General features: G+C 49.8%; 25 protein-coding genes and 1 pseudogene. 12 read left to right on the plus strand and 14 right to left on the minus strand.

Features of this window, described 5'->3' with window-relative positions; genetic code table 11:
• The 3 genes from ACI955_RS02055 to ACI955_RS02065 all read left to right on the plus strand — a co-directional run.
• A partial coding sequence (locus tag ACI955_RS02055) for an ethanolamine ammonia-lyase subunit EutB (RefSeq protein WP_415242073.1) occupies window positions 1–1,361 on the plus strand: 1,361 nt, incomplete at its 5' end.
• A complete protein-coding gene (eutC, locus tag ACI955_RS02060) occupies window positions 1,358–2,191 on the plus strand; it encodes an ethanolamine ammonia-lyase subunit EutC (protein WP_415242074.1) in 834 nt (277 codons plus the stop codon). The genes ACI955_RS02055 and eutC, both read left to right, overlap by 4 nt.
• Before the next feature lie 444 nt (window positions 2,192–2,635).
• Window positions 2,636–2,911 carry a diguanylate cyclase domain-containing protein gene (locus ACI955_RS02065; protein WP_415242231.1) on the plus strand — a complete coding sequence of 92 codons (276 nt, stop codon included), beginning with the start codon at window positions 2,636–2,638 and terminating at the stop codon, window positions 2,909–2,911.
• Between the two features lie 160 nt (window positions 2,912–3,071).
• Here the strand turns inward: ACI955_RS02065 and ACI955_RS02070 are convergent, their stop codons facing one another.
• The 5 genes and pseudogenes from ACI955_RS02070 to ACI955_RS02090 all read right to left on the minus strand — a co-directional run bounded on the left by ACI955_RS02070 (window position 3,072) and on the right by ACI955_RS02090 (window position 6,963).
• Window positions 3,072–4,640, minus strand: a complete 1,569-nt coding sequence (locus ACI955_RS02070) for an alpha/beta hydrolase family protein (protein ID WP_415242075.1) — start codon at window positions 4,638–4,640, stop codon at window positions 3,072–3,074.
• A 144-nt stretch (window positions 4,641–4,784) separates the two neighbouring features.
• Window positions 4,785–5,450 carry a DUF3047 domain-containing protein gene (locus tag ACI955_RS02075; RefSeq protein WP_415242076.1) on the minus strand — a complete coding sequence of 222 codons (666 nt, stop codon included), beginning with the start codon at window positions 5,448–5,450 and terminating at the stop codon, window positions 4,785–4,787.
• A gap of 153 nt (window positions 5,451–5,603) precedes the next feature.
• The gene (locus ACI955_RS02080; protein WP_415242237.1) at window positions 5,604–5,849 is read right to left on the minus strand and encodes a hypothetical protein; all 246 of its coding nucleotides are present in this window, start codon (window positions 5,847–5,849) and stop codon (window positions 5,604–5,606) included.
• Window positions 5,849–6,727: pseudogene (locus ACI955_RS02085) on the minus strand (FMN-binding glutamate synthase family protein); the annotation flags it as partial. The pseudogene ACI955_RS02085 and the gene ACI955_RS02080, both read right to left, overlap by 1 nt.
• Before the next feature lie 23 nt (window positions 6,728–6,750).
• Entirely contained in the window at window positions 6,751–6,963 is a 213-nt protein-coding gene (locus ACI955_RS02090) for a CDGSH iron-sulfur domain-containing protein (protein ID WP_415242077.1), read from the minus strand.
• Between ACI955_RS02090 and ACI955_RS02095 the strand changes: the two genes are divergently transcribed.
• From ACI955_RS02095 to ACI955_RS02130, 8 genes are all read left to right on the plus strand, one after another.
• Window positions 6,887–7,072 carry a hypothetical protein gene (locus ACI955_RS02095; protein ID WP_415242238.1) on the plus strand — a complete coding sequence of 62 codons (186 nt, stop codon included), beginning with the start codon at window positions 6,887–6,889 and terminating at the stop codon, window positions 7,070–7,072. The genes ACI955_RS02090 and ACI955_RS02095 overlap by 77 nt on opposite strands.
• A 179-nt stretch (window positions 7,073–7,251) precedes the next feature.
• Window positions 7,252–7,683, plus strand: coding sequence for a thioesterase family protein (locus ACI955_RS02100; RefSeq protein WP_415242078.1), 432 nt, complete (start codon window positions 7,252–7,254; stop codon window positions 7,681–7,683).
• Window positions 7,684–7,804: 121 nt separating this feature from the next.
• On the plus strand, window positions 7,805–8,656 hold the full coding sequence (locus ACI955_RS02105; RefSeq protein WP_415242079.1) for a MipA/OmpV family protein: 852 nt from the start codon (window positions 7,805–7,807) through the stop codon (window positions 8,654–8,656).
• A 70-nt stretch (window positions 8,657–8,726) separates the two neighbouring features.
• Window positions 8,727–9,971 (plus strand): TIGR03862 family flavoprotein, encoded by a 1,245-nt coding sequence (locus ACI955_RS02110; RefSeq protein WP_415242080.1) that lies wholly within the window; start codon window positions 8,727–8,729, stop codon window positions 9,969–9,971.
• A gap of 61 nt (window positions 9,972–10,032) precedes the next feature.
• Window positions 10,033–10,287, plus strand: a complete 255-nt coding sequence (locus tag ACI955_RS02115; protein WP_415242081.1) for a DUF2164 domain-containing protein — start codon at window positions 10,033–10,035, stop codon at window positions 10,285–10,287.
• 59 nt (window positions 10,288–10,346) lie between these two features.
• Entirely contained in the window at window positions 10,347–13,025 is a 2,679-nt protein-coding gene (locus tag ACI955_RS02120) for a PD-(D/E)XK nuclease family protein (RefSeq protein WP_415242082.1), read from the plus strand.
• Window positions 13,022–16,381, plus strand: coding sequence for a UvrD-helicase domain-containing protein (locus ACI955_RS02125; RefSeq protein ID WP_415242083.1), 3,360 nt, complete (start codon window positions 13,022–13,024; stop codon window positions 16,379–16,381). Before ACI955_RS02120 ends, ACI955_RS02125 begins: the two co-directional genes overlap by 4 nt.
• 54 nt (window positions 16,382–16,435) lie before the next feature.
• Window positions 16,436–17,017 (plus strand): hypothetical protein, encoded by a 582-nt coding sequence (locus tag ACI955_RS02130; RefSeq protein ID WP_415242084.1) that lies wholly within the window; start codon window positions 16,436–16,438, stop codon window positions 17,015–17,017.
• Here ACI955_RS02130 and ACI955_RS02135 read toward each other — a convergent pair.
• The 3 genes from ACI955_RS02135 to ACI955_RS02145 all read right to left on the minus strand — a co-directional run bounded on the left by ACI955_RS02135 (window position 17,014) and on the right by ACI955_RS02145 (window position 19,245).
• Complete coding sequence (locus ACI955_RS02135) at window positions 17,014–18,141, minus strand: CNNM domain-containing protein (protein WP_415242085.1); 1,128 nt, start codon at window positions 18,139–18,141, stop codon at window positions 17,014–17,016. The two genes, ACI955_RS02130 and ACI955_RS02135, sit on opposite strands and share 4 nt — an antisense overlap.
• A 106-nt stretch (window positions 18,142–18,247) precedes the next feature.
• Window positions 18,248–18,904 carry a peroxiredoxin gene (locus ACI955_RS02140; protein WP_415242086.1) on the minus strand — a complete coding sequence of 219 codons (657 nt, stop codon included), beginning with the start codon at window positions 18,902–18,904 and terminating at the stop codon, window positions 18,248–18,250.
• Window positions 18,905–18,984: 80 nt separating this feature from the next.
• Window positions 18,985–19,245, minus strand: a complete 261-nt coding sequence (locus tag ACI955_RS02145; protein ID WP_415242087.1) for a hypothetical protein — start codon at window positions 19,243–19,245, stop codon at window positions 18,985–18,987.
• Window positions 19,246–19,568: 323 nt separating this feature from the next.
• Between ACI955_RS02145 and ACI955_RS02150 the strand changes: the two genes are divergently transcribed.
• On the plus strand, window positions 19,569–19,787 hold the full coding sequence (locus ACI955_RS02150; protein ID WP_415242088.1) for a hypothetical protein: 219 nt from the start codon (window positions 19,569–19,571) through the stop codon (window positions 19,785–19,787).
• A 472-nt stretch (window positions 19,788–20,259) separates the two neighbouring features.
• On the opposite strand, the gene ACI955_RS02155 is transcribed toward ACI955_RS02150, so the two are convergent.
• From ACI955_RS02155 to ACI955_RS02180, 6 genes are all read right to left on the minus strand, one after another.
• Entirely contained in the window at window positions 20,260–20,526 is a 267-nt protein-coding gene (locus ACI955_RS02155) for a hypothetical protein (protein ID WP_415242089.1), read from the minus strand.
• Window positions 20,527–20,964: 438 nt separating this feature from the next.
• On the minus strand, window positions 20,965–21,249 hold the full coding sequence (locus ACI955_RS02160) for a hypothetical protein (RefSeq protein WP_415242090.1): 285 nt from the start codon (window positions 21,247–21,249) through the stop codon (window positions 20,965–20,967).
• Window positions 21,250–21,409: 160 nt separating this feature from the next.
• The gene (locus ACI955_RS02165; protein ID WP_415242091.1) at window positions 21,410–22,627 is read right to left on the minus strand and encodes a CaiB/BaiF CoA transferase family protein; all 1,218 of its coding nucleotides are present in this window, start codon (window positions 22,625–22,627) and stop codon (window positions 21,410–21,412) included.
• A gap of 41 nt (window positions 22,628–22,668) precedes the next feature.
• Window positions 22,669–23,031, minus strand: a complete 363-nt coding sequence (locus tag ACI955_RS02170; protein ID WP_415242092.1) for a hypothetical protein — start codon at window positions 23,029–23,031, stop codon at window positions 22,669–22,671.
• Between the two features lie 39 nt (window positions 23,032–23,070).
• On the minus strand, window positions 23,071–24,249 hold the full coding sequence (locus tag ACI955_RS02175; RefSeq protein ID WP_415242093.1) for a hydroxymethylglutaryl-CoA reductase: 1,179 nt from the start codon (window positions 24,247–24,249) through the stop codon (window positions 23,071–23,073).
• 48 nt (window positions 24,250–24,297) lie between these two features.
• The gene (locus ACI955_RS02180) at window positions 24,298–25,572 is read right to left on the minus strand and encodes a dicarboxylate/amino acid:cation symporter (protein ID WP_415242094.1); all 1,275 of its coding nucleotides are present in this window, start codon (window positions 25,570–25,572) and stop codon (window positions 24,298–24,300) included.
• Window positions 25,573–25,630: the final 58 nt, after the last annotated feature.

Genomic DNA, 25,630 nt, shown 5'->3' on the forward strand with positions numbered 1-25,630 from the left:
ACGTCTTTGCAGACTTGAAAACGCTGCTTGCGAAGGCGACGCCGGCACGTTCCGGTGACTATCTTGCCGGCATCGCCGCTAGCAGCAACGAAGAGCGCGTGGCCGCACAATATGCCTTGGCAGATGTGCCCCTGCGGCAGCTCCTCAATGACCTTGTTATCCCCTATGAAGAGGATGAGGTCACTCGTCTTATTATCGACAATCATAATGCCCCAGCTTTTGCTTTGGTTGCTCATCTCACTGTGGGTGATTTTCGTGACTGGTTGCTGTCTGACGCCGCATCGACTGGAGTATTAAGCGCGCTAGCACCCGGTTTAACACCGGAAATGGTTGCGGCGGTAAGTAAATTAATGCGGATACAGGACCTGATCCTAGTGGCAAAGAAGTGCCGGGTGATCACGCGCTTTCGAAATACTATTGGTCTCGCCAATCATTTTTCCACTCGTCTTCAGCCTAATCATCCCACCGATGACTCGGCTGGCATTGCCGCGAGTATTGTCGACGGCTTGCTGCGCGCCAGTGGTGACGCGGTGATCGGCATAAATCCAGCCTCAGATAATATTCAAACAGTATCACGTTTACTATATTTACTAGACGAAGTTATTACTCGCTTTGAAATTCCCACCCAATCTTGCGTACTCACTCACGTCACCACCACGCTGGAACTGATCAATCAGGGGGCGCCTGTCGATCTAGTTTTTCAGTCCATTGCAGGAACTCAGGCTGCCAATAGCAGCTTTGGCGTTAATCTGGCGTTACTGGCAGAGGCCCAGTCGGCAGGGCACTCATTGCAGCGCGGTACCGTGGGCAATAACGTCATGTATTTTGAAACCGGCCAAGGCAGTGCTCTTTCTGCCAACGCACACCACGGTGTCGATCAGCAAACCTTGGAAGCCCGTTCTTATGCGGTAGCACGCGCTTTTTCACCTCTGCTTGTGAACACCGTGGTGGGCTTTATTGGTCCAGAGTATCTATACAATGGTAAGCAGATAATTCGCGCTGGATTAGAAGATCATTTTTGTGGGAAATTACTTGGTCTACCAATGGGTTGTGATATTTGTTACACCAATCATGCCGAAGCTGACCAAGACGATATGGATATGCTGCTAACCCAGTTTGCGGCGGCCGGCGGCAGCTTTATTATGGGTGTTCCAGGCGCCGATGACATCATGTTGAATTACCAGAGCACCTCCTTTCACGATGCCTTATATGTCCGTCGATTGCTGAACTTGCCGCCGTCACCGGAATTTTTCCAGTGGCTGCAGACATCAGGCATCATGGATGAGCAGGGTATCTTATTTTCCGGTGATAAATTACCGCAACGTTTTGCGCAAGCGCTGAGATTAAAGGGCGGTTTATGACGGAACGCAGTGACGATGTTCTAGGTAAAGACACATGGCGCGCCTTGAGAGCCTTCACACCCGCGAGGATTGCACAAGGGCGTAGTGGTGTGTCACTACCTACGGCGGCAAATTTACAGTTCCAATATGATCACGCCCGCGCTCGAGATGCTGTCAATCTGCCGTTTAATACCCGACAATTTGTCGCTAAATATTGCGCCGCCTTTCCCGATTTACCTGAGCCTCAGATTCTGCAAAGTGAGGCTTCTAGCAGAGCGCAGTATTTGCAGCGCCCTGATCTTGGTCGCCGTCTGCCCGAGTCAATGTGGCAGGGCTTGCGTCAGTCTGTAAACACCGATGAGGGCTTTGATGTTGCCATCGTCGTTGCCGACGGTCTGTCTTCCGCTGCGGTCCAAGAACATGCGTTAGGCCTGTTAAGCTTACTAATTTCAAGGTTAAACGCACAAAAACATAGATTGGCGCCATTGTGTGTCGCCACCCAAGCGCGGGTTGCACTTGGGGATGACGTCGGCGAGGCATTGAGTGCACGGCTGGTTATTTTACTGATTGGTGAGCGGCCGGGATTAAGTTCGCCGGATAGCTTGGGCGTATATTTGACCTATGCGCCTAGGCGCGGTTGCAGTGACGCTGAACGCAATTGTATTTCTAATATCCGCACCGACGGGCGTAGCTATGAGCAGGCCTGTGATACCGCTATATACTTGATAAGCGCGGCATTTAAAAAGTCGATAAGCGGTGTTGGTCTAAAAGATGAATCTCTACTGGTGCTTGAGTCATCCGCAACGACAGTTCCATTTTTTAAACCAAAATCGCTACTTTCACAGTTATAAGCTCAGTATAGTAATATCTGTAAAAGCATAATAGTGATAAGCCCGTATGGGACTTCCAGTGGTGCCTTGTCACAATAATGAATATCGAATATGGGCACAGCTATTATTCTTTCGAAGTGATTTTTATATCGAAAATTGCTAAGAATTTTATAATAATAGTGTTGATTTTAGTGAGCTTTAAATATTTTTAACTGGGCTCCCAGGTAGGTGCCCTGTCAAGCTTTGTCGGAGGCATCGGAGTGGATATTCTAACTATGTCCGACAACGAAGAAAAACGCATAGCTTCTTTGCGAGCTTTAAACATTTTTGATACCCCTTGTTAAGAATGCTTTAGACGTATCACGCGCTTTGCAAGCCAGCCATTTGACGTTGCTATCGTTCTGCTTAGCTTAGTTGAGCGTGAGAGGCTGTGCTTTAAATCATCGATAGGGCCAAATATTTGCGATACCACTCGTTGCGCGTGTAGAGGCGGATCAATTTGTGGTCTTGCTCATCGGTGTGTCGACGATCGGTGCCGAATTGGTGATCAAAAAATTTAAAGCTGCCATTGAATCGCTACACATCCGTGAAAACTGGCAGCATCGGCTACCCTTCAACTATGGTGTGGCAGAGTTCAAGGCAAGTAAACATTCTACTGTCGTCAAGCTAGTCATCGACGCTGATATTACGATGTATGATAATAAAAAAAAGTGTTATGCCGCTAGAAAAGAATTAAATTAAAAAGATATTTTTTTTTATAAAAAAATTACCCATCTGAAAATCTTTGTTATTGGTTGCTTTTAGCACTTCACATTATTTATTAATAATTGGCTTATTGCGCGGTGCCTTATATTTAAGACGCGCTCATTTTTTGCCTAAGCATAATCGGTGATTTACAGCACTATTCAGTTTGTGGCGGCTCACAATTCAAGCGAATATCCGTGCAATCAATATTCTCACCACCGCGGGTCGTAAAATACCGTGCACTGCTGTAATGCCGGGAAAATCGTGGCGCCCACTGCTGATCATCCAGCAAGCGGGCGTCTGCATTGTCAAAGCCAGCTTCACCAGCACGTTTTAACCATCGGTCAAACCAGGCAACGGTGTAATGGGTAATTGCCGGTCTGGCCCAACCGCCGACACAGCGATTATCGATGACCTCAGCGCACCACGAGGTGGCCGGCAGTTCTGGTCCCAAGGAGTAATCCAAGTGGGTAGAGCCTGCAATGGCGATTTGATAGACCGGCACTGAGGCTTCACGCCATTCAGAGAAGCCTTGTAAAAACCCGCTGCGATCTGGATCTAAGATAAACGGTATTGGGGTAAAACCGTATTCTGAAGTAAACCCCAAGGCGGGCACGCGTGGTACCACAGGGGGTGCGCCTTCCGGGGAAACCACTGCCTGCAGTAGAGGAAACGATGAGGGTATAAGATTGGTTACTGTCGCGCTGGTGGGTTGACCGCTGCTGCCTAAGGCATCCCAGGCCACAATCACCTTGACGGGGTTAAGTTTGCTCATCAGGCCCGGCCATGGATCTGAACCCACGGCGCCATAACTCTGAACCCACGTCACGCCGCCGGCGCCATAGGAGTGGCCGGCAATGCCAATGCGTTCAGCATCTAGGCTTTCGGCCATGGGATTAAAGGCTGCTGTGTTTGTTGGGTAGGTCCCCAAGCAATTCGCCTCATGGGGGTAAGGCTGTTCGGATGAGGACAGTAAAAAGTCGATGTCATCGACCAAGCCTTCAAAAAACACCGCACCGTTGATGTTGCCGCCTTGGCTACCTTGAGGAGTACCTAAGTCGGACTTGCCTTGTCCCCTAGGATCATTGGTCAACACCATATAACCGGCGCGAACCAAGGCTTGAGCCGCCCACCAATACAATTGCTCCCCAGCCTGCACCGACCCATTCTTAATGACGACAGCCGGCAAGCGGCCATTTACATTCCGAGGGCGCCAAACCCGACCTGAAATACGCGCGCACTCGCGGTCATAGTAGACCACGGGTATCACTTCAGCTTCTTGTTCGTAAAAGACGCGGCCATCGGCCCCTTCGACGCCTGAATATCGAAACGGGTCGCCAACACAGGGTCCCATTCCCGCCGAGCACAGTGGTGTCGCTGGGGTATTTCCGAGGGCCGGTGGCAGTCCCCAGCTGGGATCGGCAATGAAGCGCGCGGTCATCTCGGCAAAATTGCTAAGCTGCTGCGCTAACGAGCGCTGCACAAAAGCCGGCGCTAGCTGCTCGAACTCCGCCTCGATGGTGCGTGGCCAGTTTTCAAGTTCACATTGTGTCCACAACGGCGACGGAAACGCTGCGGTGTCGCATGAGGTATCTAAAACCTGGGGATTAGGCGCAGCGCTAGCAGCTGGCGACGATGAGTCATTGTCAGAACAGCCGGTAAACAAGACGAGTATTATCGCGCTCAATGTTAAGCGGCCCGTAGACGAGAACATTTCTTGTATCACTAGCTACTCCCCAAACTTCTTGTTTATTTTGAATCGCGCGGAATACTAAGGGAAACGTGCCCAGAATTGAATCCCTTACGTGCCGTCATGTACTTTGAGCCACTTTTGACGGCGCTCTAGGTCTTCTGCAGTTTATACATTGGACTACATAGCAGTGAAGACTAGATCGCCATAATAAGATTGGGCATCTCTTCCACTATTATCGGTGTCAGTCATAATCGCGATGACAGCAATGTATCTATAGGTTTTGCGGTTGGCTTCCTCACTACCTTTGTCGCCAAAAGTCGCGATTAAATCTTGGTATACATTACGTTTTTCTTGGTACCAAGTACCTGTCTCAGATTGCTTGCCACGGATTGCCATCATCTTGACCTTTGCGCCAGCAAATGGATTATCCCAAACTACGCCTTTGTCTTGGTTGCTAGACCAAACGTAGTTTAATGATTTGGTCTTCCAAATCCGTAAGCCGCCATCGATAACGACATAAATTCGAGCGACAAAGTCATCGCCATTTTTATTGCGCTCGTCTAACTGCGGAAGCGTCTTCTCTACTAGCCAACTCCAGCTCAGGTAAGGCGTCTTGGTGAGATCGATCTGCTTTTTTAACACTAGCCCAGAGGCTGACTGACGACTGACGGCCTTTAGCGCTAGTTGCCCCTTATATTCGCCTATTGTGTATATCGATTCACCTGCGAACACTTTCGTTTCCCAGCTAAGAATACCGTTTTTATTTAACGACGTTAGATTGTCCGCCGCGCTTACACTCAAAGCAGCTATTGCGCTAAAAACTAATACACACCATCGAAACATACGGTCGTCCTATCGCTACCTTATCTTGGATAAGGTGTTTTTTAAAAGTTGCTAGCAGCAAAAATGACTGTGTCGCAATACTAAGCCGAAAGACTGATTGAGAGTGTCTCCCTAGTATAGTTTAGGCCAAGAGGCTATCTCTTGGAGCGGTATTTAAGGCATGACTCCAGCGCGACGGATTCCGCTTAAATCTGCTATTTCACGCTTCCATGTGGTGATATCCGCGTCGTTTAAATCAGATAAGCGGGCATGGCCGCAGGCTCGCGCCATAACTTCCATCAGTGACACCGAGGCTGCGAAATAACGGGCGAGTAGTTCGGCACCGTTCTGGACATCAAGCAGGCCCGTAACTCTGGTTTCTGGGTAGCAATCTCTACCGGGCAATTGTTTGAGTTGCACATTCTCGCGGCGATGCAACCAACGGCCTGCATCGCTGAATTAGAAACGGCAATCGCATCAGCCTCCAAAGCCATGGCCTTGACGAAATCCTCCGCCACGCGAAGACCGCCAGTGTGACCTCATCGCCTGCCTTGTTGCTGAGGTGCTAGCGCAGGAGTTGTCGGAACCGAAATGTGGTTGCGAAAGATCAGGGGTGCGGCACCAGTCCCGCCGCCCCGACCGCCCAAGATAATATAGTCAGCACCGGCTTCAAGAGCTAAATCAATATCGGCTTCGATGTGATTCGCCGAAAGCTTAAAGCCGATCGAAATTCTTCCGTAACGCTCACGCACTTCATCGGCAATTCTGTGAAAATCCGCCGGCGTATTAAGGTCGACAAATGTCGCCGGCGATATCGCACTTTGGCCGGCTTCCAGGCCCAGGATTTGGGCGTTTTTCCCCTGAACTTTGCTGTCTGGGAGGTGGCCGCCAGTGCCCGTCTTTACACCTTGGCCATCCTTGAAATGGAAGGCCTGTACGTCCGCTATTAATTCTGGCCGCCAACCGAACCGCGCCGATGCCAGCTCATAGAAATAGCATGAGTTCTCGGCCTTCTCCTCTGGTAACATAGCGCCTTCGCCCGAGCAGATCCCGGCACCTGCCAATTCGGCCTCGCGCGCCAGTGCAATCTTGGCCTCCTCCGAAAGGGCGCCGAAACTCATATCAGACACAAACAAAGGAATCGCAAGCTGCAGCGGTTTTTTCGCCCGCGGGCCGATGATCACGCTAGTTTCCACCGGATGGTCGTCGAGTAGTGGCTTGCACGCCATTTGCGCAGGCAGAATCTGAATGTCATCCCATTGCGGCAGGGCTTTGTGGGGAACACCCATGGCTCCCATTTCGCCGTGGTGACCCAGTTTGCTCAACCCGTCCCTAGCCAATTCATTAATGCGCGCCAAGATGGGTTCTTCGGGCGTCGGCACGGCCTCTGCGGCAGAAGCTGTTGATTTAAGCGAGGCGTTTCATCACCTGCCTTTAAATCGACTAAGCGTGCATGTGTGCCGTCGCAGAACGGCGCGTTGCCGGTAGCCTTGCACTGGCACAGGGCCGAATTTACTAAGCTTGAGGCCGCCAACTTGTCGGATACTCGTATTCTGCGGCCGCAAGCCCATATTGGGGTGAGCCAAAAGCAGGATTGGTTTCAGGTTGCCGAGGGTATTCCGCAGCTCGATAAGCAGCCCTAAGTCCGTGGACGGGCGATGAAACCATAGTTTTTTTCTTCCTTGGTGAAAACTACCCCCTAGCTTTGCTAGCAATGGGTACATCTAGGCGGGTAAGCCGGTGGACTAGGCAAATATAGGCGCGGTTCTGTAGAATCAGTCCGCATAGGCTCACACCCCTTCATTATTTGGAAGTGCTTCCCTTGGCCAGAAAAACCATAGAATTACCGCAACGATTCCAGTTCAGTACGGAGTATACCGTCCTGTATTCCGACGTGAATGTGGCAAATCATCTTGCGGCAGACCGTATACCGGCCATTGCCATTGAAGGCCAGCTTCGCTTCGTGATTGCCCTAGGCTATGAACAGGCAACAGCGTTTGAAGAGGCAGGCTTGATTATGGCTCACTCAGAAATTGCCTATATTACTGAAACCGACTACGGCGATTGCTTGCGTATTGACGTGGCGGCTGTGAACTTTAGCAGCAAAAGTTTCGACTTGGTTTTCCGCTTATTTAATTTAAGCAAAAATATTGAAACCGCTAGGCTTCGCAATACTATGCTGTTTTTTGACTACAGCAGTAAATCGGTATGTGAAGTACCGGCAAGCTTTAAGGAAAAAGTGGCTGCAAGATAATAGCGCCGGTAATACGGCTTAATCCCTGTTGCCCCTGAACTTTTTTTAAAGCCTGTTTAATTTAGCTCCGACCCTGCAATTTGTTTGCGTTGGGCTAACCACATCAAGCACAGGAAACTATATGACTTATATTTTACGAATACTGCTGTTGGTGCTGGCATTAGTATCACTGAGCGCTTATGCGGATGACGTTGAGCGCCTGCCCAAATGGGAGCTGGGCGCCGGCTTGGCCGCGGCTAGTTTTCCTGACTACCCCGGCTCGGATCAAAATCGAAGTTTAGTCTTACCGTATCCAAGTGCGATTTATCGCGGTAGTCGCATCAGGGCGGATCGCGATGGATTGCGCGGCATGTTATTCAAAGGTCCGCGTTGGGATTTGGATGTTTCTGCGGGTGGCAGTCTATCTGTTAATAGCAAAGACAACCGCGCTCGCGAAGGTATGAATGATTTAGGTATAAGCTTAGAGTTTGGCCCTTCACTTCGTTTGAAATTCGTCGACGAGGCGGATCAAAAGTTGCAGTTGCGCTTCAATTTACGCGCCTTATTGGTCGCAGATGATTTCCCAGCATTGGACTATGAAGGCTGGCTGTTTAACCCCGAATTGCGCTGGCGTCGTCACTACGGCGAGCGCTACATATTGGGAAGCTCTTTAGAGTTGCGCTACGCAAACAGGGCTTACCACGATCATTTTTATGGGGTGGCGTCACAATTTGCTACCGTCACGCGGCCAGAGTATCGGGGTCAACGTGGGTATAGCAGTGTGGGCGTGAGTAGTTTTGTGACAATGAAGCTGGATCAAAATTGGCGCGCATCGGTTCGCCTTGGCTATTACGATCTACACGATGTGGCATTTAACGACAGTCCACTGTTCCGCAAAAACAGCGGTGCGTTTTTCGGTTTATCAATATCTCGCGTCTTGTGGCGCTCAGAATCGACCGTAGGTCCGGCGCGCATCGATGACATTACTTTGTAAGCCCAACTGATCTCAATGGCGACGTGATTGCGGTACAATCCTGGGCTCTGTCTTTGTTCGAGTCTGTAGCATGCCTGATTCTGTTGTCCACCTCAGCGCTGTCGTTATCGGCGGCGGCCCAGCGGGCCTGATGGTTGCGGAACAGTTGAGCAAAGCAGGTGTGCTTGTCGATCTTTATGATGCGATGCCCACCGTCGGCCGAAAGTTTTTGCGGGCCGGTATTGGCGGTCTAAACCTAACCCACAATGAAGACTGGCAGGATTTTACTGATCGCTATGGCGATAAGGCGTCATTATTAAAGCCGATACTCGATAGTTTTACCGCAAAAGATTTGCGCGATTGGGCGGTTGGATTAGAGGTGGAGACCTTTGTTGGTAGTTCTGGGCGGGTTTTTCCTGTGGAGAAAAAGGCGGCACCGTTGTTGCGGCGATGGTTGCGTCGTTTACGTGATGATGGCGTACGTATTCACAGTCGTCATCGTTGGCTAGATTGGGACGATAGCGGCAATATACGCATTCAGGGTCCTGATAAACTCCTAACCGTAAAAGCGGATATGACTTTTTTTGCGTTGGGCGGTGGCAGTTGGTCAGCCTTGGGTTCTGACGGACATTGGCTGGCGAAATTTAAAGCTGCTGGTATTAGCTGCCAAGAATTCAGACCCAGCAATTGTGGATTCGAATACCCCTGGCCGGCCGATATTCTCAATAACTATAGTGGCTCGCCACTGAAATTAATTGCGGTATCGATTAATGATAATTACGGTGTGGAATGGCGTCAGCGCGGCGACGCGGTCATCGCCTCGTATGGTATTGAAGGTGGTCCCGTTTACGGTATATCCGCTGCCATGCGTGATGTGATAGAACAGCATGGCGAGTGCACAGTATATTGGGACCTAGACCCGGATCGTTCGCTGGAAAAATTGCAGGCAGCAATTGCTAAACGCCGGCCCAAAGATTCACTCGCCAATGTTCTACGTAAGCAATGTGGTTTGGTCGGAAATAAGCTCGCCATATTCAAGGCTTTAACCAGTAAAGCGCAAATGGCGGATCTAGACGGTATTCCGGCGCTGATAAAAAATTTACCCCAGACGATTACTGCAATTCGCCCACTAGACGAGGCGATTAGTACCGATGGCGGAATTTGTTTTAGCGCCATTGATGATAAGCTGATGTTAATGCAGTGCCCAAATACCTATTGCGTGGGAGAGATGCTGGACTGGGAGGCCCCCACTGGCGGCTACTTATTAACAGCATGTTTTGCCACCGCAGTTTGGGCGGCGAATACAGCGCTAGCGCGTAAAGCCGCTAGCGCATAATAATAGTATCGCATCGCTAATATTAGCGGATCCAAGTCTTATAAAATTATACGGAGATGGAATGGCCATTATTGAATTTTCTAAAGAAGAGAAAGATACAATTATTGCCAAGGTGCAACGTTATTTTGAAGATGAGCTGCATCAGGATATTGGCAAATTCGACGCAGAGTTTTTAACAGACTTCTTCTCTGAAGAAGTAGGGGCGTATTTTTATAATCGCGGTTTAAACGATGCAAAAATGTTAGTGGAAGATAAATTGGCTGATATCAGCGATGCACTGTATGAAATTGAGAAGCCTACAACGTTTGCAAGATAAATAATTTTTATAAATTGAATTTTTAATTAATTTTTTTAGAATAGCAAAAGGACGTTTCTGTGGCATCAATAGAATTAGCGACGCTGTTAGCTGGTGACGGGCACAGCATAGTTTTGATGCCCAGCGATGCCAGCGCCCGTCAATGCCGCGATCGGATCGCGCACTTGCGCGGCAGTCATGATCAAGCTTTCATCGAGACTGTTACAGTAATGCCTGTCGATCAGTGGCTGGCAGAATCCTGGGATGCCACCTTCCCCGCCAAGCAAGTGCTGCGGCCGATTCAGCTGCTCGCCTTAGCCAGAGAGATCATTGAGGAAAGCGAGTTCTTCCCTAAAGATTGCCTAAATAGTATGGCGATCACCCGCCAGTTTGTGGATGCCTTTCAGCTGCATGCGCAATACCAGCTCAGCAGTGATGAAGACTATTATCGTTTTTCAGCTGAATATCAGGCCTTTTATCATTGGCAGCGTAGCATGCAGGCTAAGTTAGATTCTCTGTTGGCACTCAGCGGCCATCAATTGCCAGCGCATTTAAGCGAGTTGCTTAATACCTCAGGCATTGATCTTCCTGATCAATTAGTACTTAGCGAGGGTCTTGAACTTAGCCCTGCTGCTCAGGCCTTTATTCGGCACTGTGCTGATAAAACAAGCCTAATGACACTACTTGATGAGCAGCTTGACGACACTCCACCAAGATTTAGTTCTGTCGCGCAAATAGGTCAAGAGTGCGAAGCGGTGGCGGCGTGGCTAAGAGCTAAGTTTGAGATAAGCACCAGTCTTCAAAAGCCTTTACAAGATTCATTGTTTGCGATTTTAGTGCCGGATATGAATCGTTATCAAGCGCCATTAAACAATGTATTACAGCGTCAATTTTATCCGGATAGCTTGTTTCCTTCAGCGGACACCGAGGTGCGTGAACCTTGGATATTTGAGGGTAGTGAAACACTGCTGTCTTACCCGCTGATAAAATCGGCTTGGGATTTAATCTCCCTTAGCGGCAGAGCGTTGCCGCTAGAGCAACTTAGCCGCATTCTGCGATCTCGTTTCGTGCGGGGTTGGCCAGAGGCGCGCAGTATAAGAGCTAGTTTAGACATCCGTTGGCGAGATTATCTTAGCCCAGAAACTAGTTTGCGCAATGCGATTTCGCTGGCGCGAAAATTTGAGGAAGAGGAGCCCGGAGTTAGTGACTTTCTGCACGATCTAGAAACGATGCTCAAGAGTATGCCTGCGCGGCAACTGCCCTCCTCTTGGGTACGATTCTTTGATCAACTTTTACTGACCGCTTCTTGGCCCAATGCTAGTGATGATGACGTGGTTGTGGAGCAGTGTCGCCGTGGTTTTAGTCAGGCCATGGATGTTTTTCGTGCATTAGACCGCCAGCTTGGTGAAATAAATCACGACACCGCCTTGTCATGGTTGCAGCATATTTTGAGTACCAAGCGATTTTCGGTCGCGCGGGAATGGCCTTGCCCAGTGCGGGTTATGACTTATGATGATGCGCTTGGCTTGAAGTTCGATGGGGTTTGGATAATGGGCATGGATGATAACGCCTTGCCGCGTCGGGTAGAGCCTTCGCCGTTTTTGCCCCTAGAACTGCAGCAGCGAGCTAACTACGCAAATAGTGATCCGGGCTTGTGTTTACAGCGCGATCAACTGGTATTGCGTGGTCTGTTAAATTCTTCTCAAGAAGTGCATGTGAGCCACTGCCGAGAGAATGAAGTGGGTACTCCGCTGGGGCCATGTACCTTGTTAAGCGAGTATATTGATGACGATATATGGCTTGGCGCAAACCAATATGTGGCGCGGGGCAACGTCGCTATGCCGGCTGCTGATAGCGTCCGAGCAGTTAACCCTGAGCAGCGCGCTGCAGTCCGCGGTGGCACCGGCTTATTTAAAGAGTATGCCAGCAGTCCATTTTTTGCATTTTTAAAATATCGATTAAATTTGCGAGAATTTCCGGTCGCAGCTGAGGGCTTAGATCACCGGATACAGGGTATTTTGATTCACGACACCATGCAGTATGTCTGGGAGGAATTGCAGACTAAAATTGCCCTAGATGCCTGCAGCGATCTGCAATTAGAAGCGCTAGTAAGAGCGAGTTGCGAGCGCGCCTTAGAGAATCCGGAACTCAGTGTAGCCCGTTTTGGCGAGTCGCTACTTAGTATTGAAAAAGAAAGAGTGGTCACCTTAGTTTGCGCGTGGATGGATAGAAATGAGCGACCACGCATAGAAGATTTTGATGTGTTGTCTACCGAGCAATTAGTGGAAAGTGAGTTGATGGGTATTCCGCTTAGAATTCGTATGGATCGCGTCGATAAGATCGGCGACAAGCGTTTGGTTATAGATTACAAAACCGGCACCATCGATGGCCGCTCCCTCAGTGTCGATAATTTAACAGAGCCTCAGCTTCCCATTTATGTGCTGGCGCAGAAGGAAGGGGTGGGAAAACTCGACGGTGTGATGTTGGCGCAGCTTAAAAGCCCGGATGATTTAAAAATTCATATGCGCAGCAATTGGGCTAGCAGTGTGGTGGCTAAAAAGCCCCATAGTAATGACGTTGATAGTCCCGAGAAATGGCAGGCAGAATTAGAGGCCTGGTCGACTGCGCTACAAGATATGGCGGTAGGTATTTTGGCCGGAAATATTGAACACGACTTTAGTCAAAATCACCGTCGTGGCTTTAATACTTTTCTGCTGCCTTTACTGCGGGATTTAAGTATTGAGGAGGATGCTCAGTGAGCCAGTATGCTCGCCCGCCCGATCAAGCGCAGCGCGAGCTGGCCGTTGATCCCCGCCGCTCGGTATTAGTGCGAGCGCCTGCCGGTTCAGGGAAGACCGGGGTATTATTACTTCGTTATTTACACTGCTTGCTCGCGGTTGACCAACCGGAAACTGTAGTCGCAATTACTTTTACCAATAAGGCCGCAGGAGAAATAAAAGAGCGGGTTATCTCGGCATTACAAGGCGGTGCTCAGGCTCTGGCGAATGTGGCAAAAGGCGAGAAACTCGCTCTGCTTGGTAGCGGGTTTGAGCATGATATTCGTGAAGCGGTATTTAAAGTACTAGAGAAAGACGCGCTAAATCATTGGCACTTACTGAAGAACAGCGCCCGCTTGCGCATCACCACCTTTGATAGTCTTTGTGGCAGCTTGGTCAGGCGTTTACCCTTGCTATCAGGACTTGGCGCGGCGGTGCCCGTCACCGATGCCGAGGCATTATATCGCGAGGCGATTCTCAGTTTATTTAGACAGCTAGACGAGAGTCATTGCCCCCCTGCCCTTGCCGTCGCCCTGCAAAGCTTATTGGCCTACGGCAGTAATCGCATAGAGACTTTGCTGCCGTTACTGTCGGCGCTGCTGTCCAAGCGCGACCAATGGTTGCGAGATGTTATTAGTGGCGATCTCGATGTGATGGAAGCGGCGTTGGCCGAAGAAGTGGCGTCCCAATTTGAGCCAGCTTGGGAGGCCTTGCAAGAATTAGATGTTGATCAGCTGATAACGGCATTTATTGCGTCGTCGGGATCGAATGAAGCTCATGCTTGGGCGGCGGATTTACGCAGTAGTGAGCAGCTCGACATTGCAGATTTCGAGTTGCTGCAACAATTGGCTGCGGCCATGCTCAGTGGCAAGGGTGAACTATATAAACCGCGGTCCTTAAATTATGCCGGTCTAAAAGCGGGTCAAGCTGGTACCGCCGAGGCCAAGAGTTGGCTTAAAGGTCTGGAGGACGACGGTTTATTTGAAACAGCGTCGCTGCATTTTGCCAGTATCGCCAACTTACCGCCGCCGTATTTACCGGCCAGCAGCCGCGAGTTGGTGGGCCACTTTCGAATTTCCCTCGCGTATTTGCTGGCGCATCTGCGGCTAAGTTTTGAGCATAAAGGGGGTGTCGACTTTGGCGAGATAGCGCAGCGTGCTATTACCGCTTTGAGTGCCGAGCACGGCGAGGCGATTGGTGACGCGCTGCTGGTGGAAGATCGTGTTCGGCATATTCTAGTCGACGAAATGCAGGACACCTCGGTGAGTCAGATCGAATTGTTAGAGGCCTTATGTCAAGGCTGGGAAGAAGACGATGGCCGTAGTGTGTTTTTCTGTGGCGATTTACAGCAATCAATTTACGCCTTTCGCGGCAGCCTAGTCAGTTTATTTGATGAGTTGCTGCAGCGCGGTAGGTTCGCCGGTAAAACTCTGATGCCCTTGCAGTTAACGGCTAATTTTAGGTCGTCACCGGATTTGGTGAATTGGGTAAACGATTGCTTCAAAATTCTATTTACGGATCGCGGCCGTTACTACGAGGCGGCACTGCCCCAGCGGGATAATAGCGGTAAAGTGTGCATTCACCCCCAAGTATTAGGACAGAAAGTCGATGCCAAGCTGAGCGCTGGGCAAGCTCAGGCGCGGGAAATTGTGGCCTTAATTCAGAAGGTTCAAGCCAGCGACATCGCAACTGCTACGAACTCGTCAGTGGCGATATTGGTTCGCAACCGCGGTCACTTAAAACATATTGTACCGGCCTTAAAATCGGCGGGAATAACCTTCTCCGGCCAAGACATAGACAGTTTGACAGCGACCCCCACGGTAATGGATTTAATGGGTCTGCTGCGCGCGCTGTGGCATGAGGCGGATAACGTCGCCTGGGCCCGTGTTGTGCGTGCGCCTTTTGTGGGATTAAGTTGGGACGATCTGCTGCTATTGCGCGAATCTGGTGGCCTACTTCGCGACGCCATTATGAATATTGAGCACTGTTGTGAGCTGAGCGAAGACGGTCAGCGGGCGCTCACTCACTTGCGATATACCGTGACGTCGCTGGAACATTGCCCGCAGAGCCGAGATCTGCGCTGGGCGCTGCGCAGGGCATGGTATTCGCTCGGTGGCCCGGCCTGTATCGAACCGCATCAGCAGGGGGATATTGACCGGGTGTTGGCGCTTCTAGATGAGTATGCGCCGGCTGGCCTATTGGAAGATATTCGGGCGCTAGAGCGCGCCCTAGAGCGCCTATACGCCACCCCGCCCAGCAGTAATATTGAACTGATGACCATCCATAAATCCAAGGGCTTGGAATTTGATGTGGTGATTTTGCCAGGCACCGGCGCTTCGGGTCGCAATGCTGATCGCGACTTGCTCGCGTGGCAGCGGCTGCGCGGCCACATGATCTTTGCTCCCAAGCCCAAGCGGTCTGGTGCAGATGCAGCGGCTGAAAAGTTATACGATTATATGAGCAACTGCCAAGCCCGCGCCTTGGACGAAGAAATTGACCGTTTGATATACGTTGCACTCACTCGCGCGAGGCGCGAATTGCATGTGTTTGGACAGGCGAAAATAAATAGTAAAGGTGATGTCGCCCCGAACGCTGGCAGCGTCTTGAGCCGCTTGTGGGCGAGTGTCAGCGATAGCTTTGAATGCGCTGATGTCATTGAAGTCGACGATGTTGTCGCGCCCTTGCGGGTGCCGATGGCACCGCGTCTGCGAGACTTTCACATCGTTAGCGAGCCGATATGGCAGCCGCCGATGCCGCCGGAATCACCTTTGCAGCGCGCCCAGCGTCAAACTGAAAACGCGGTACTAGAAGACAATATTGAAGAGCGCGCGGTGGGGATTGTCTTCCATGAGCTTATGGAGCGCTTGGGGCGGCGTAATGATCGCGAACAATGGCTGTTGGATAATGACCGCCTGCGCGGCGGTGTTACTCAGCGTTTACGCCATCACTGCCATCCTGAGCCCGGTCTAGATGACAGCGTGGCGAGAGTGATGGAGTTGGTTGCCAATACTTTGAATTGTGAGCAGGGTCAGTGGATTTTGGCAAGTTATCAATGGCAGGCCAGCGAGCAAACCATTCGCAGAATGATTGGCGGGCAATGGCAAACCTTGATTCTAGATCGGGTTTTTATCGATCAGGAGCGCTGTTGGATCGTGGATTACAAGACGGCTAAGGCCAAAGGTAATTTACAGCGCTTTTTAGCGGAGCAGGCGGAGCGATATCGCAGTAAAATGACGATTTACCAGCAAGCATTACGCGCAACTGGGGTAGAATGCCCGATTAGCACGGCCTTGTATTTTCCAGCACACCAGCAATTGCTAGTACTGGACGAGACGTGACTTCCAACAAAGAGACGATGGCCAGTGTGGACCGGTTTAGGAATGATTCCCTACATGAAAAAGCTGCTTAGTTTTACTTTATTATTGATGCTATTAATGGGGTGTTCGCAGCTCGAAATAACAAAGCCGCTTAGCTCGGCAAATTTACATAATCCTATGCAGATCGATGACAATTTGCTGCCAGGTGAAGTCAGCGAAGTACAGATATTAGCGAGTAGCGCGTCGCGTAATATGCTGCTCGGTAAATGGTACGGTGTTCGTACTATGGAAAACGGTGGCCAAAAAGAGTGGCTTACCGAGCGCTCTGCCGATGGTACTTATCGGGTCGATTTCCGCTTTGTTGATGCTGATGGCAGTGCGCGATCACAATCTGAAGTTGGTCTTTGGGGGGTCTCGGGCGACATTTACTTTCGCATCTTTCGTGGCTGGGTCACTATTGAGGGTATGAAGCTTGCCGACCCGACGGTTGCAGATCATTACGACGCCTACAAAATTAAAGGCTTGGATGACAATTCGTTTAGTTACCTTCATCAGACGAGAAACCAACGTTACACGGTAAAGAAAGTCGCTAAGGACGTCCATTTGCCAATAACTGTGAAGAGCAAGGAAACTGAACCTCTCACTTTCAGCTATTAATCGGCTTTGGGTGCTTGCCAAGCGGTCGCAGCACTGATTTTATCGTCATCGAATACGCCTAAGCTACGTGCCCTCTTTGCCCATAGGTCGCGGGCTAGCGCCTGCATATCCACCGCGGTGTCGGTCTCGTCCACAATCTCCATGCCGAGCATGGTTTCTATTAAGTCCTCCATGGTCACAAGGCCCATCACACTGCCGTATTCATTGACGATTAATGAGATTTGCAGGTGCATCTCTGTCAATTTGTGTAGCAGCTCAGAGGTGGCTAATGTCTCTGGTACAGTAAATAACTTGCGTCGCAAACTGCTCAGCGCTGCGTCGGGACTGCGTGACATAGCGAGCATTAGCTCGTCTTTGCGGATGTAACCGGTGATATTGTCGGTTTCACCCGCGTAGACGGGAATTCGGGAAAATAAAATTTCGGTATTGCCATCGACAACATCCTTAACAATGGCGTTCTCAGGCAGGCTGAAAATGACCAGTCTAGGCGTCATCACATCCCGTGCTTGCAGGGACCGAAAGCGAATTAAACTGGCCACAGCGCGAGCTTCTTTTCGATCTAATATGCCCTCATTGACGGCAACATCTGCGAGGGCAACAAACTCCTCGCGGCTGATGGAGTGGGTGCCTGCGCCTCGAGACAGCAAGCGCGTAATGCCCTGCGCCATAAGTACCAAGGGGTACATTGACCACACTATAAACCGCAGTGTAAGGGCACACGGCGGAGCCAGTTGACGCCAGAATAAAGCGCCCAAGGTCTTAGGAATGATTTCTGAAACGACTAAAATCAATAGCGTTAATACCGCTGAAATTAAACCGAAGTAGGCTGCGCCGAACAGCGCCGTTGCCTGTGCTCCGGCTCCCGCTGCGCCTACAGTGTGGGCAATGGTATTCAGACTTAGAATTGCCGCCAGTGGTCTATCAATATCGGTTTTATACTCGCGCCACAAGCGGCCGTTACGACGCCCGCGGGCTTCTTCCGCGGCAATATAAGACGGTGTTACGCTCAGCAATACCGCCTCCAATACTGAGCATAAAAAAGACACGCTCAGGGCGATGGATATATAAATTAATAATAAAATCATGATGGGATCGACATAGAGAAGTATGTCAGATTGCCGCATTGCCAGCCTATAAAGTCAAGCGCAGAAAGTCCTTTTTCTGTGCAATCGAGAAAATGCGAATGCCAAGTAAATGCAGCTAGGCTTTTGATAAGTCTGAGCGCTTGGCTTATTTTTCCGGCGCTTTCACAAGGCGCAAGTAAGGCAGCTTAATATCGACCTCGCCGAACTTTGCCTTAGCCTGCTCATCGCTTACGCTCAGTGCCACAATCACGTCCTGCCCCGGCAGCCAGTTCGCTGGCGTGGCAATAGGGGCGCCGTCAGTGATTTGAATCGCATCCAGGGCCCGCAAAATTTCCGCAAAGTTACGACCCACAGACATGGGATAAGACATGGTGAGGCGGACTTTCTTATCTGGACCAATAATGAAAACTGTACGCACTGTTGCGCTGTCAGCCGGGGTGCGGTTATCTTTAAGATAAGCATCCGCCGGCAGCATGTCGTAAAGCTTAGATACATGCAGGGAGGTGTCGTCGATAATGGGGAAATCCGCGGGTGCGCCAGCAAAAGCCTCGATATCACGCTTCCATTTTTCATGCTCTTCAACGTTGTCTACCGAGACGCCCATGACTTTAGTGTGGCGCTTACTAAATTCAGGAGCAAGCTGAGCAACGGCGCCAAACTCCGTAGTACACACCGGCGTAAAATCCTTGGGGTGCGAAAATAGAATGGCATAGCTGTCAGCCATCCAGTCATGAAGTGTTACTTCACCCGCAGTAGAGTTTGCTGTGAAATTCGGAGCGATATCATTTAGGCGAATGGCCATGTTCATATTCCTCAGTCGTTGTCGGGTTAAACTTCCAGGGTATAAATTGCTAGGCTTAATAACTGAGCTTTGAGCTATTGCTAGGGCTTATATATTCCAGTCACTACTTGCTGTGTTATCTGTCTTACTTTACGCCGGTATTTTTGCGATGCCAAGATGATGTGACAAAACACCTTACCACTTAAATGCTTGATTAAATCAGTTTTATCGAGCACATCCATCGCCGGGCCTTTAACCTCAGAAAGATGCAGGGTTATATCGTCGCAGTGCAAACGCTGGTTGATGGATTCTGAAACCGCCAGCGCACTGAGATCGATTTCATTGACCGCAGTACATGTCAAAATATCGTGCTGAATTTCCGGGTTGGCGTTGAGGTAGATTTATTGGAAGCGCTATTACTGGAAGACGATCTAAATTTGTTATTTTTAGGCGGTTTAATGGTGATCATCTAGGACGCCCAAATTCGCAGCTGTGCCTGTCACTTGCGACTCTTAACCAGTAGCGGCCGCGGCGAATGTGCTAAAAATGGCGATTCATTGCGGGTGGTCATGATAATGTTTCGATTATTGTAGGATGTGCAAAGTCGTTGCTGTTTGGGAGTGCTCCTCAAACGACGAGCTAGATAGGTTTGATTGCGGTGATTGGTAAAATACAGGTGCAGAAGGTGGCGTCAGCTGATCGTGAAACGACACTGTGTAAATCTTTAGCCAAGCTCGGCAAGACAAGTTTCAAGGTTGCGACAATTAGTGGTTGCCAGCACGGTTATTATTTAGAACTCATAGAAGGTAAAGATAGCCCCACAGCAACATTAAATGATGCTGAAAACGGTTTACAGTTAAGGCGATTCAATAGCTGCGATCGGGTGAAAGTTGTTGGCACCTAATGATATTTTGTATTGGTAGAGGCGCGACCGGAACCGTAGTTATCAAACATTGCGGATGACAAAAAAGGCATGATATCACTGTCTTGCCTGTATATTTCTGTAAGCCAATACGATTAATTATAGCAACACAGGAATACGGAGACTCGTACTTAGAATATTGCTAAATCAGTTGATGTGCTTGGCCTTGATGTCGGACCGCTGCTTGCGGTCTTGGCTGTCGAAGGTTTAGCCTGTATTGCAGAAAATATAAGTGCGGCGTAAATAGCTATTTTAAGCATAGTGATTTCTGGCTAACATGTGCAATTGAGGCTGCATAAAATCTTGCTGATAGCTATTTTAGCTATAGGAAATACCCCTTGGTATTTTTCATCCAACACGGAACTACAAAGCGTTGATCACCTGCCGCAGTCATTTACTTGTTGGTTGAAAAATATAAGGAATTGAGCAGAGCGATACCGCGAAGCTATTTTTTTTATAAATCGAGATTACGGGTCAACACTTCTGCTGATTTAATAATGCGCTTGGTACGATATAGGTCTGGGTGTTTATCGTCGGCGGTGTAGCCTGCAGGCTCGCCAGTGCCATAATTAACTAGCCACGATGTTTCTGGGCGACGCTCACCAAGTAGCTTTTTTAGCTCCGGGGCGGTAACACCTAAAGCTTCAGCTGCCGCGCTATTGCTGCAACGGGTTTTATTTTCGTTAAGATAATTCAATATAACGGTAATTTTATCCTGCATGTTCAAACTATTTCCTTACAAAGTAGGCACCGCCATAGATTGCTGTTAGAGATGCAGCGCAAGGCAGTTGAATTGATAGTGATAACATTACCTGGCTTAGTCTAATCACGATAAGTCCGTAAGCCAAACCTGATAATCACTGTAGCTATATTGAAATTTGAAAACCTGGCGAAGATGACCCTAGGGAAAAATCGCCCCTTAAATTACCAAGCAGTTTTCATCTGGCATGGGAACATAAGTCTCGTCGCGTCGGCTATTATGACGCAATAAGCGCTGTTTGTCTTTAACCCCACGGAACACAGGGCTGATAGCGCCTATTTAGGTGGATATTGAGCCACATTCCCCGATTAAATTAAGGCGCCGGATATTAAGGCAAGTGGTTGATTTATTTGATATTAGTAAAAGTGTCCTTTGATTGGCTGCGGGAGAATTATTGTTTTAGGTAATAATGGAAACTTCGCTAAGCTCTGTTAACGTATTAACATTGGCACGCTCAATAATTTTTACCACCGTAGATTGAATAGTTTCATCCTCCCTGGCGTCAAGTTTGCACGCAAGTGTTTGGACTTGCGGTTCCGCGCCTTCTTCCATCACAAAAGAAATGACCAGTTCCGTTGCCGCGTCTGGAGTAGCGCCAAAGTATTTTAGGGAGATCAACGGATAGCCATTGAATCCTTTTTTGACCTGTTTGGCGATGCGCTTTTTTGCCTTGTCTAAGTGCATAGATTATATCCTTGTGAAGACTGCAAAGACGTAAATATATCAACGGCCGCTGTCGTCAACCCAACGCGGGCTGGTGCCCGCACCGATTGAATTAAATACGCCGCCACGTAAGTTGGCAAGCTCCATAGGCCTAAAAAACACAGCTTATGGACATTGTGTTCTAGATGACCGCGTTACTTTTGAGCGCCTGCAACTTCTTGGCCGAGATACCAAGCAATTCGGTGAGAACCTCATCGGTGTGTTGCCCGAGTTTTGGTCCCGGCCAGTGGGTGGCTCCGGGCGTGCCGCTAAGTTTGGGAGACATACCGGGGATAGTGACGGCGTTAGTGGCATCGATATTTACTTTCTCAAACAAGTCGCGAGCTTGAAAGTGCGGATCATTTGCCATGTCCTCGGCATTATAGACCGGACCGGCAGGGACTCTAACGGCTTCAAGCCTCTCAATAACCACTTTTATTGGATGTTGGCGACACCAGTTAGCGATAGCGTCATCGATCACTTTTTGATGGGTGACTCGGCCGGCATTGTCGGTCATGGTGATATCTGTGGAAAAATCTTGGCGGCCTATTTCGGTCATCAGGCGTTTAAAAATAGAGTCGCCGTTGCCACCGATGATGACAAACTTACCGTCTTTACAACGGTAGGTATTGGTGGGAACGATACCGGTCAAGGTGGTCCCAGAGGCTTCACGGATAATTCCTTGCTCGGCATATTCGGGTACCACTGACTCGAGCATATTAAACATGGTTTCATACAGCGCGACATCAATGACTTGGCCTTGATGAAGACCCCGCTCACGGGCGCTTAGAGCCATTAATATACCGATAATAGCGTGCAGCGATGCAATGCTGTCACCAAGGCTGAGGTTGGGGCGTACCGGTACTTCACCCGGAAATCCATTTAAGTGACGAAAGCCACTAATACCTTCGCATACCGAAGCAAAGCCGGGCTTGTTGGCATAGGGACCGGTTTGGCCGTAGCCAGAAATGCGGGTATAAACTAACTCTGGATTGGCTGCTTTTAAGTCATCTGGTCCAAGCTTCCAGCCCTCCATAACGCCTGGACGAAAATTCTCTACTAATACATCACATTGCGCGGCTAGATCTCGCACTATGGCTTGGCCGTCGGGGTGACGAAGATCTACGGTCACCGATTTTTTATTGCGGCCAATGCTATACCACCACAGCGAGGTATCACCCTTCATAGTGCGCCAGCGACGAATGGGGTCGCCAATGCCTGGGGGTTCTATTTTGATCACTTCGGCACCGTAATAGCCTAGCATTGTGGTCGCAAAGGGACCGGCGATTAGTTGCCCTAGTTCTAAAATACGTAAGCCCTTTAAAGGCCCGTGCTTTGACGGTGTGGAATCACTAATCATATCGCTTGTTTACTCAGGGTCGGTGGCTTGAACGCATTGTTTTAAAGCGTTAGTACACGCCACAAAAATTGATAGTTAGATTTGAAGAGGTCGACGCTGACGGAGGCATTTGGCAACCAGTATTCACCGGCGCGGGGTTCGCCAGTGCTTTGTCCAGATACCGCGATCGGAGCTGGCGACACACCTAAGGTATCGGTATTGTCTAAAAACCACTGCCGGCCGACACGCGCGCCGTTATTCGCCAATTGATAATCGTGTATGGCAACGCCTAACAGGGATTTCCGCTCTAGTTTAAATTTTGAGATAAATGGCACAAGCCACAAAAAAATAAGCTTGTGAAACGGCGCTGAGGATACTCGGCGATAGGCTCTTTGACGCTGCAGATTAATGCTTGCTATCTTCATTCGCTCAAGTGATCTCTTTAAATTATATGAGGCAGAGAGTTAAGGCCTGTTGCGACCGAGTTGATCGTGGCTGGAAACCCATTCGTCGGCAACAATGGCTGCGGCTAAGGACAGGTCGCCAGCAAGGACCGTGGCGGCGACAATCTCAGCCAGTTTGCGGGCCTTGCCTTGGCCGTAGCAGTCCATTATTTCGAGACATTCGCGCTGGGTTGCTAGTCCTGTGCCACCGCCGTAACTCGCGCAGATGATGGAAGGCAGGGTCACTGAGTAATACAGGTCGCCGGCTGGGGTGAGATCCATAAATGCAATGCCGGTATGAGACTCAACGACGTTGGCCTCGTCTTGACCGGTGGCAATAAACATCGACGCAATACCATTGGCAGAGTGGGGACCATTGTAGGCAGAGCCGGCGAGTAGGCTGCCGAGCATCGTGCGTTGGCGAAGTCGAAACATGCGTTCAGGGTCGGCGCGCATCAGGTCTTTTAAAACGTCTTTACTGATGGTGGCTTCCGCTACAACCTTCTTGCCGCGACTGTGCAAAAGATTCATATGGGAATGCTTTTTGTCGGTCTCTATACCGCTAGACAGTGAGAAGTTTTCGATTGCGCCCGGGTAGTTGACCAGTATCCACTGGCAGGCTTTGTGGGTGGCTTTACCCGTCATATTTTGCCCAGCGGCGTCGCCAGTGGTGTAGTTAAAGCGCGTGTATAATTTATTGGCGATAACCCATTTTTGGATGTGCTGTAACTTGCCAATAGAAGTGGTGCTTTCAGCTTGCTGGCGAATGGCGGCGAGTTGCTCATCTAACCAATTTGAAAAATGTCGTGCTTCGCGGGCACTGGCGAATTCAAACAAGGGCGCGCGCTGCATAAACTCTTCAATGACGGTAACAGTAGCGCCGCCGGATTCTGATATAACTCGCATACCGCGGCTGTAAGAGGCGATTAGGGTGCCTTCGGTAGTCGCCATCGGCACATAAAACACTCCTTGGGCATGTTCGCCATTAATGAGATAGGGGCCGGCAACACCAACGGGCATTTGGACCACGCCAATAAAGTTTTCGGCGTTGCCCTCTACGCTGGCCGGGTCGATGGAGTAGTGGCCGGTGTGCTTAAGTGTGGCGCCGGTTTGTTCTTCTATAAAGGCGCGGCGGAGTGCGGCAGCCGCTTCAGAATAATTATCCCCTTTGATACGGGGAATTGGTTTACGTTCGCTCATAAACAATCCGTTTTATTGCTATTGACTACTTATTATAAGAAGCAGGGATCAACTTTTTACGGCGATTAAGGTGTCCTCGCCTTCGCTGCGGGCAATGATTACCGCCGCGCAGGAATCGCTGAATACATTGACGGCGGTTCGAATCATATCGAGTATGCGGTCGGTAACTAACAGCAGGCCAATCCCTTCCAAAGGAAGGCCTATAGCGCCGAGAATAACCGAAATAGCGACTAAGCTCGCCGCCGGAATACCAGCGACGCCAATAGAGGTTAGTAGGGCAACCATTACAATGGTGAATTGCTGCACAAACCCAAGTTCTAAGCCATAAACCTGAGCAATAAACATGGCCGCGACACATTCATACAGTGCCGTGCCATCCATATTCACGGTAGCTCCGAGCGGTAAGACAAAGCCGCTCACCTGTTTGGAGACTCCGGATTCTTCCTGAATACTTTTTAGGGTCAATGGCAGCGTTGCTGAGCTAGAGGCCGTTGAAAATGCGGTGAGCAGTGCGGGTGTCATTGCCGCATAATGCTTTCTGGGGTTTACCCCGCTGAGGTAGCGCAGTGCCAGTGGCAGCGCCACAAAAGCGTGAATAAGTAGCGCAATCAAGGCGCTGATAAAGAATAGCAACATCGGTTTAAACGCCGCAAAGCCGGTAATTGCCACCGTTTTGGCAACTAGGCCAAATACCCCCAGTGGCGCGAATTTCATAACCCACATAGTGATCGCGGTCATGATGTCCATGATGCCCTGCCAAAAGTGCACCAGGGGTGCCGCATGCTCTGATTTGCTTCGCGCTAAGAAAAAACCGAATAGTAAGCTAAAGAATATCAGCCCCAGCATTTCGCCGTTGGCGGCTGCTGAGACGATATTGCTGGGAATCATACGCACAAACACCTGCACAATATCGCCAGTGCCGCGACCCTCGACCTTTGCCAAAGTTTCGCTAATTGCTGGGTCGCTGGTGCTGATCGTGGCCGCGAGAGCCCGATTGTCGCCGCCGCCGGGTTCGATGATGTTGACCACGGCGAGACCGATCAGGATCGCAATAAGACTACTGCATGCGTAAAACAGCAAGGTCTTACCACCTAGTTTTTCAAGTTTGTCACCGCCTACACCCGCCATACCACTAATGATGGATGACATGACTAGCGGCACTATTAGCATTTTTAAGGCATTCAGAAATAAGGTGCCCAAAAATGCGTAGACGGCGGTCAATTGTAAGCTGCCGAGGCTTGCGTCTGGACCGCCAACAACACCCGCTGCGACGGCTAAAAGAATAGCGGCAATAATTTGCCAGTGCAGGGGGATATTTCGCATAGTGACAATGGCTCTTTGGTTTAGGCAGTTAAAAGTTGCGTTACAAGTTATATGAACG

The sequence above is a fragment of the Zhongshania sp. genome (assembly GCF_047636175.1).
GTDB lineage: Bacteria > Pseudomonadota > Gammaproteobacteria > Pseudomonadales > Spongiibacteraceae > Spongiibacter.

Bases quoted from the DNA above. Each gene is read 5' to 3' on its own strand.
- ACI955_RS02105 (WP_415242079.1), top strand. From the start codon at position 7,805: ATGACTTATATTTTACGAATACTGCTGTTGGTGCTGGCATTAGTATCA.
- ACI955_RS02155 (WP_415242089.1), bottom strand. From the start codon at position 20,526: ATGCAGGATAAAATTACCGTTATATTGAATTATCTTAACGAAAATAAA.
- ACI955_RS02140 (WP_415242086.1), bottom strand. From the start codon at position 18,904: ATGGCCATTCGCCTAAATGATATCGCTCCGAATTTCACAGCAAACTCT.
- ACI955_RS02180 (WP_415242094.1), bottom strand. From the start codon at position 25,572: ATGCGAAATATCCCCCTGCACTGGCAAATTATTGCCGCTATTCTTTTA.
- ACI955_RS02170 (WP_415242092.1), bottom strand. From the start codon at position 23,031: ATGAAGATAGCAAGCATTAATCTGCAGCGTCAAAGAGCCTATCGCCGA.
- ACI955_RS02110 (WP_415242080.1), top strand. From the start codon at position 8,727: ATGCCTGATTCTGTTGTCCACCTCAGCGCTGTCGTTATCGGCGGCGGC.
- ACI955_RS02075 (WP_415242076.1), bottom strand. From the start codon at position 5,450: ATGTTTCGATGGTGTGTATTAGTTTTTAGCGCAATAGCTGCTTTGAGT.
- ACI955_RS02165 (WP_415242091.1), bottom strand. From the start codon at position 22,627: ATGATTAGTGATTCCACACCGTCAAAGCACGGGCCTTTAAAGGGCTTA.
- ACI955_RS02135 (WP_415242085.1), bottom strand. From the start codon at position 18,141: ATGCGGCAATCTGACATACTTCTCTATGTCGATCCCATCATGATTTTA.
- ACI955_RS02175 (WP_415242093.1), bottom strand. From the start codon at position 24,249: ATGAGCGAACGTAAACCAATTCCCCGTATCAAAGGGGATAATTATTCT.
- ACI955_RS02130 (WP_415242084.1), top strand. From the start codon at position 16,436: ATGAAAAAGCTGCTTAGTTTTACTTTATTATTGATGCTATTAATGGGG.
- eutC (WP_415242074.1), top strand. From the start codon at position 1,358: ATGACGGAACGCAGTGACGATGTTCTAGGTAAAGACACATGGCGCGCC.
- ACI955_RS02115 (WP_415242081.1), top strand. From the start codon at position 10,033: ATGGCCATTATTGAATTTTCTAAAGAAGAGAAAGATACAATTATTGCC.
- ACI955_RS02160 (WP_415242090.1), bottom strand. From the start codon at position 21,249: ATGCACTTAGACAAGGCAAAAAAGCGCATCGCCAAACAGGTCAAAAAA.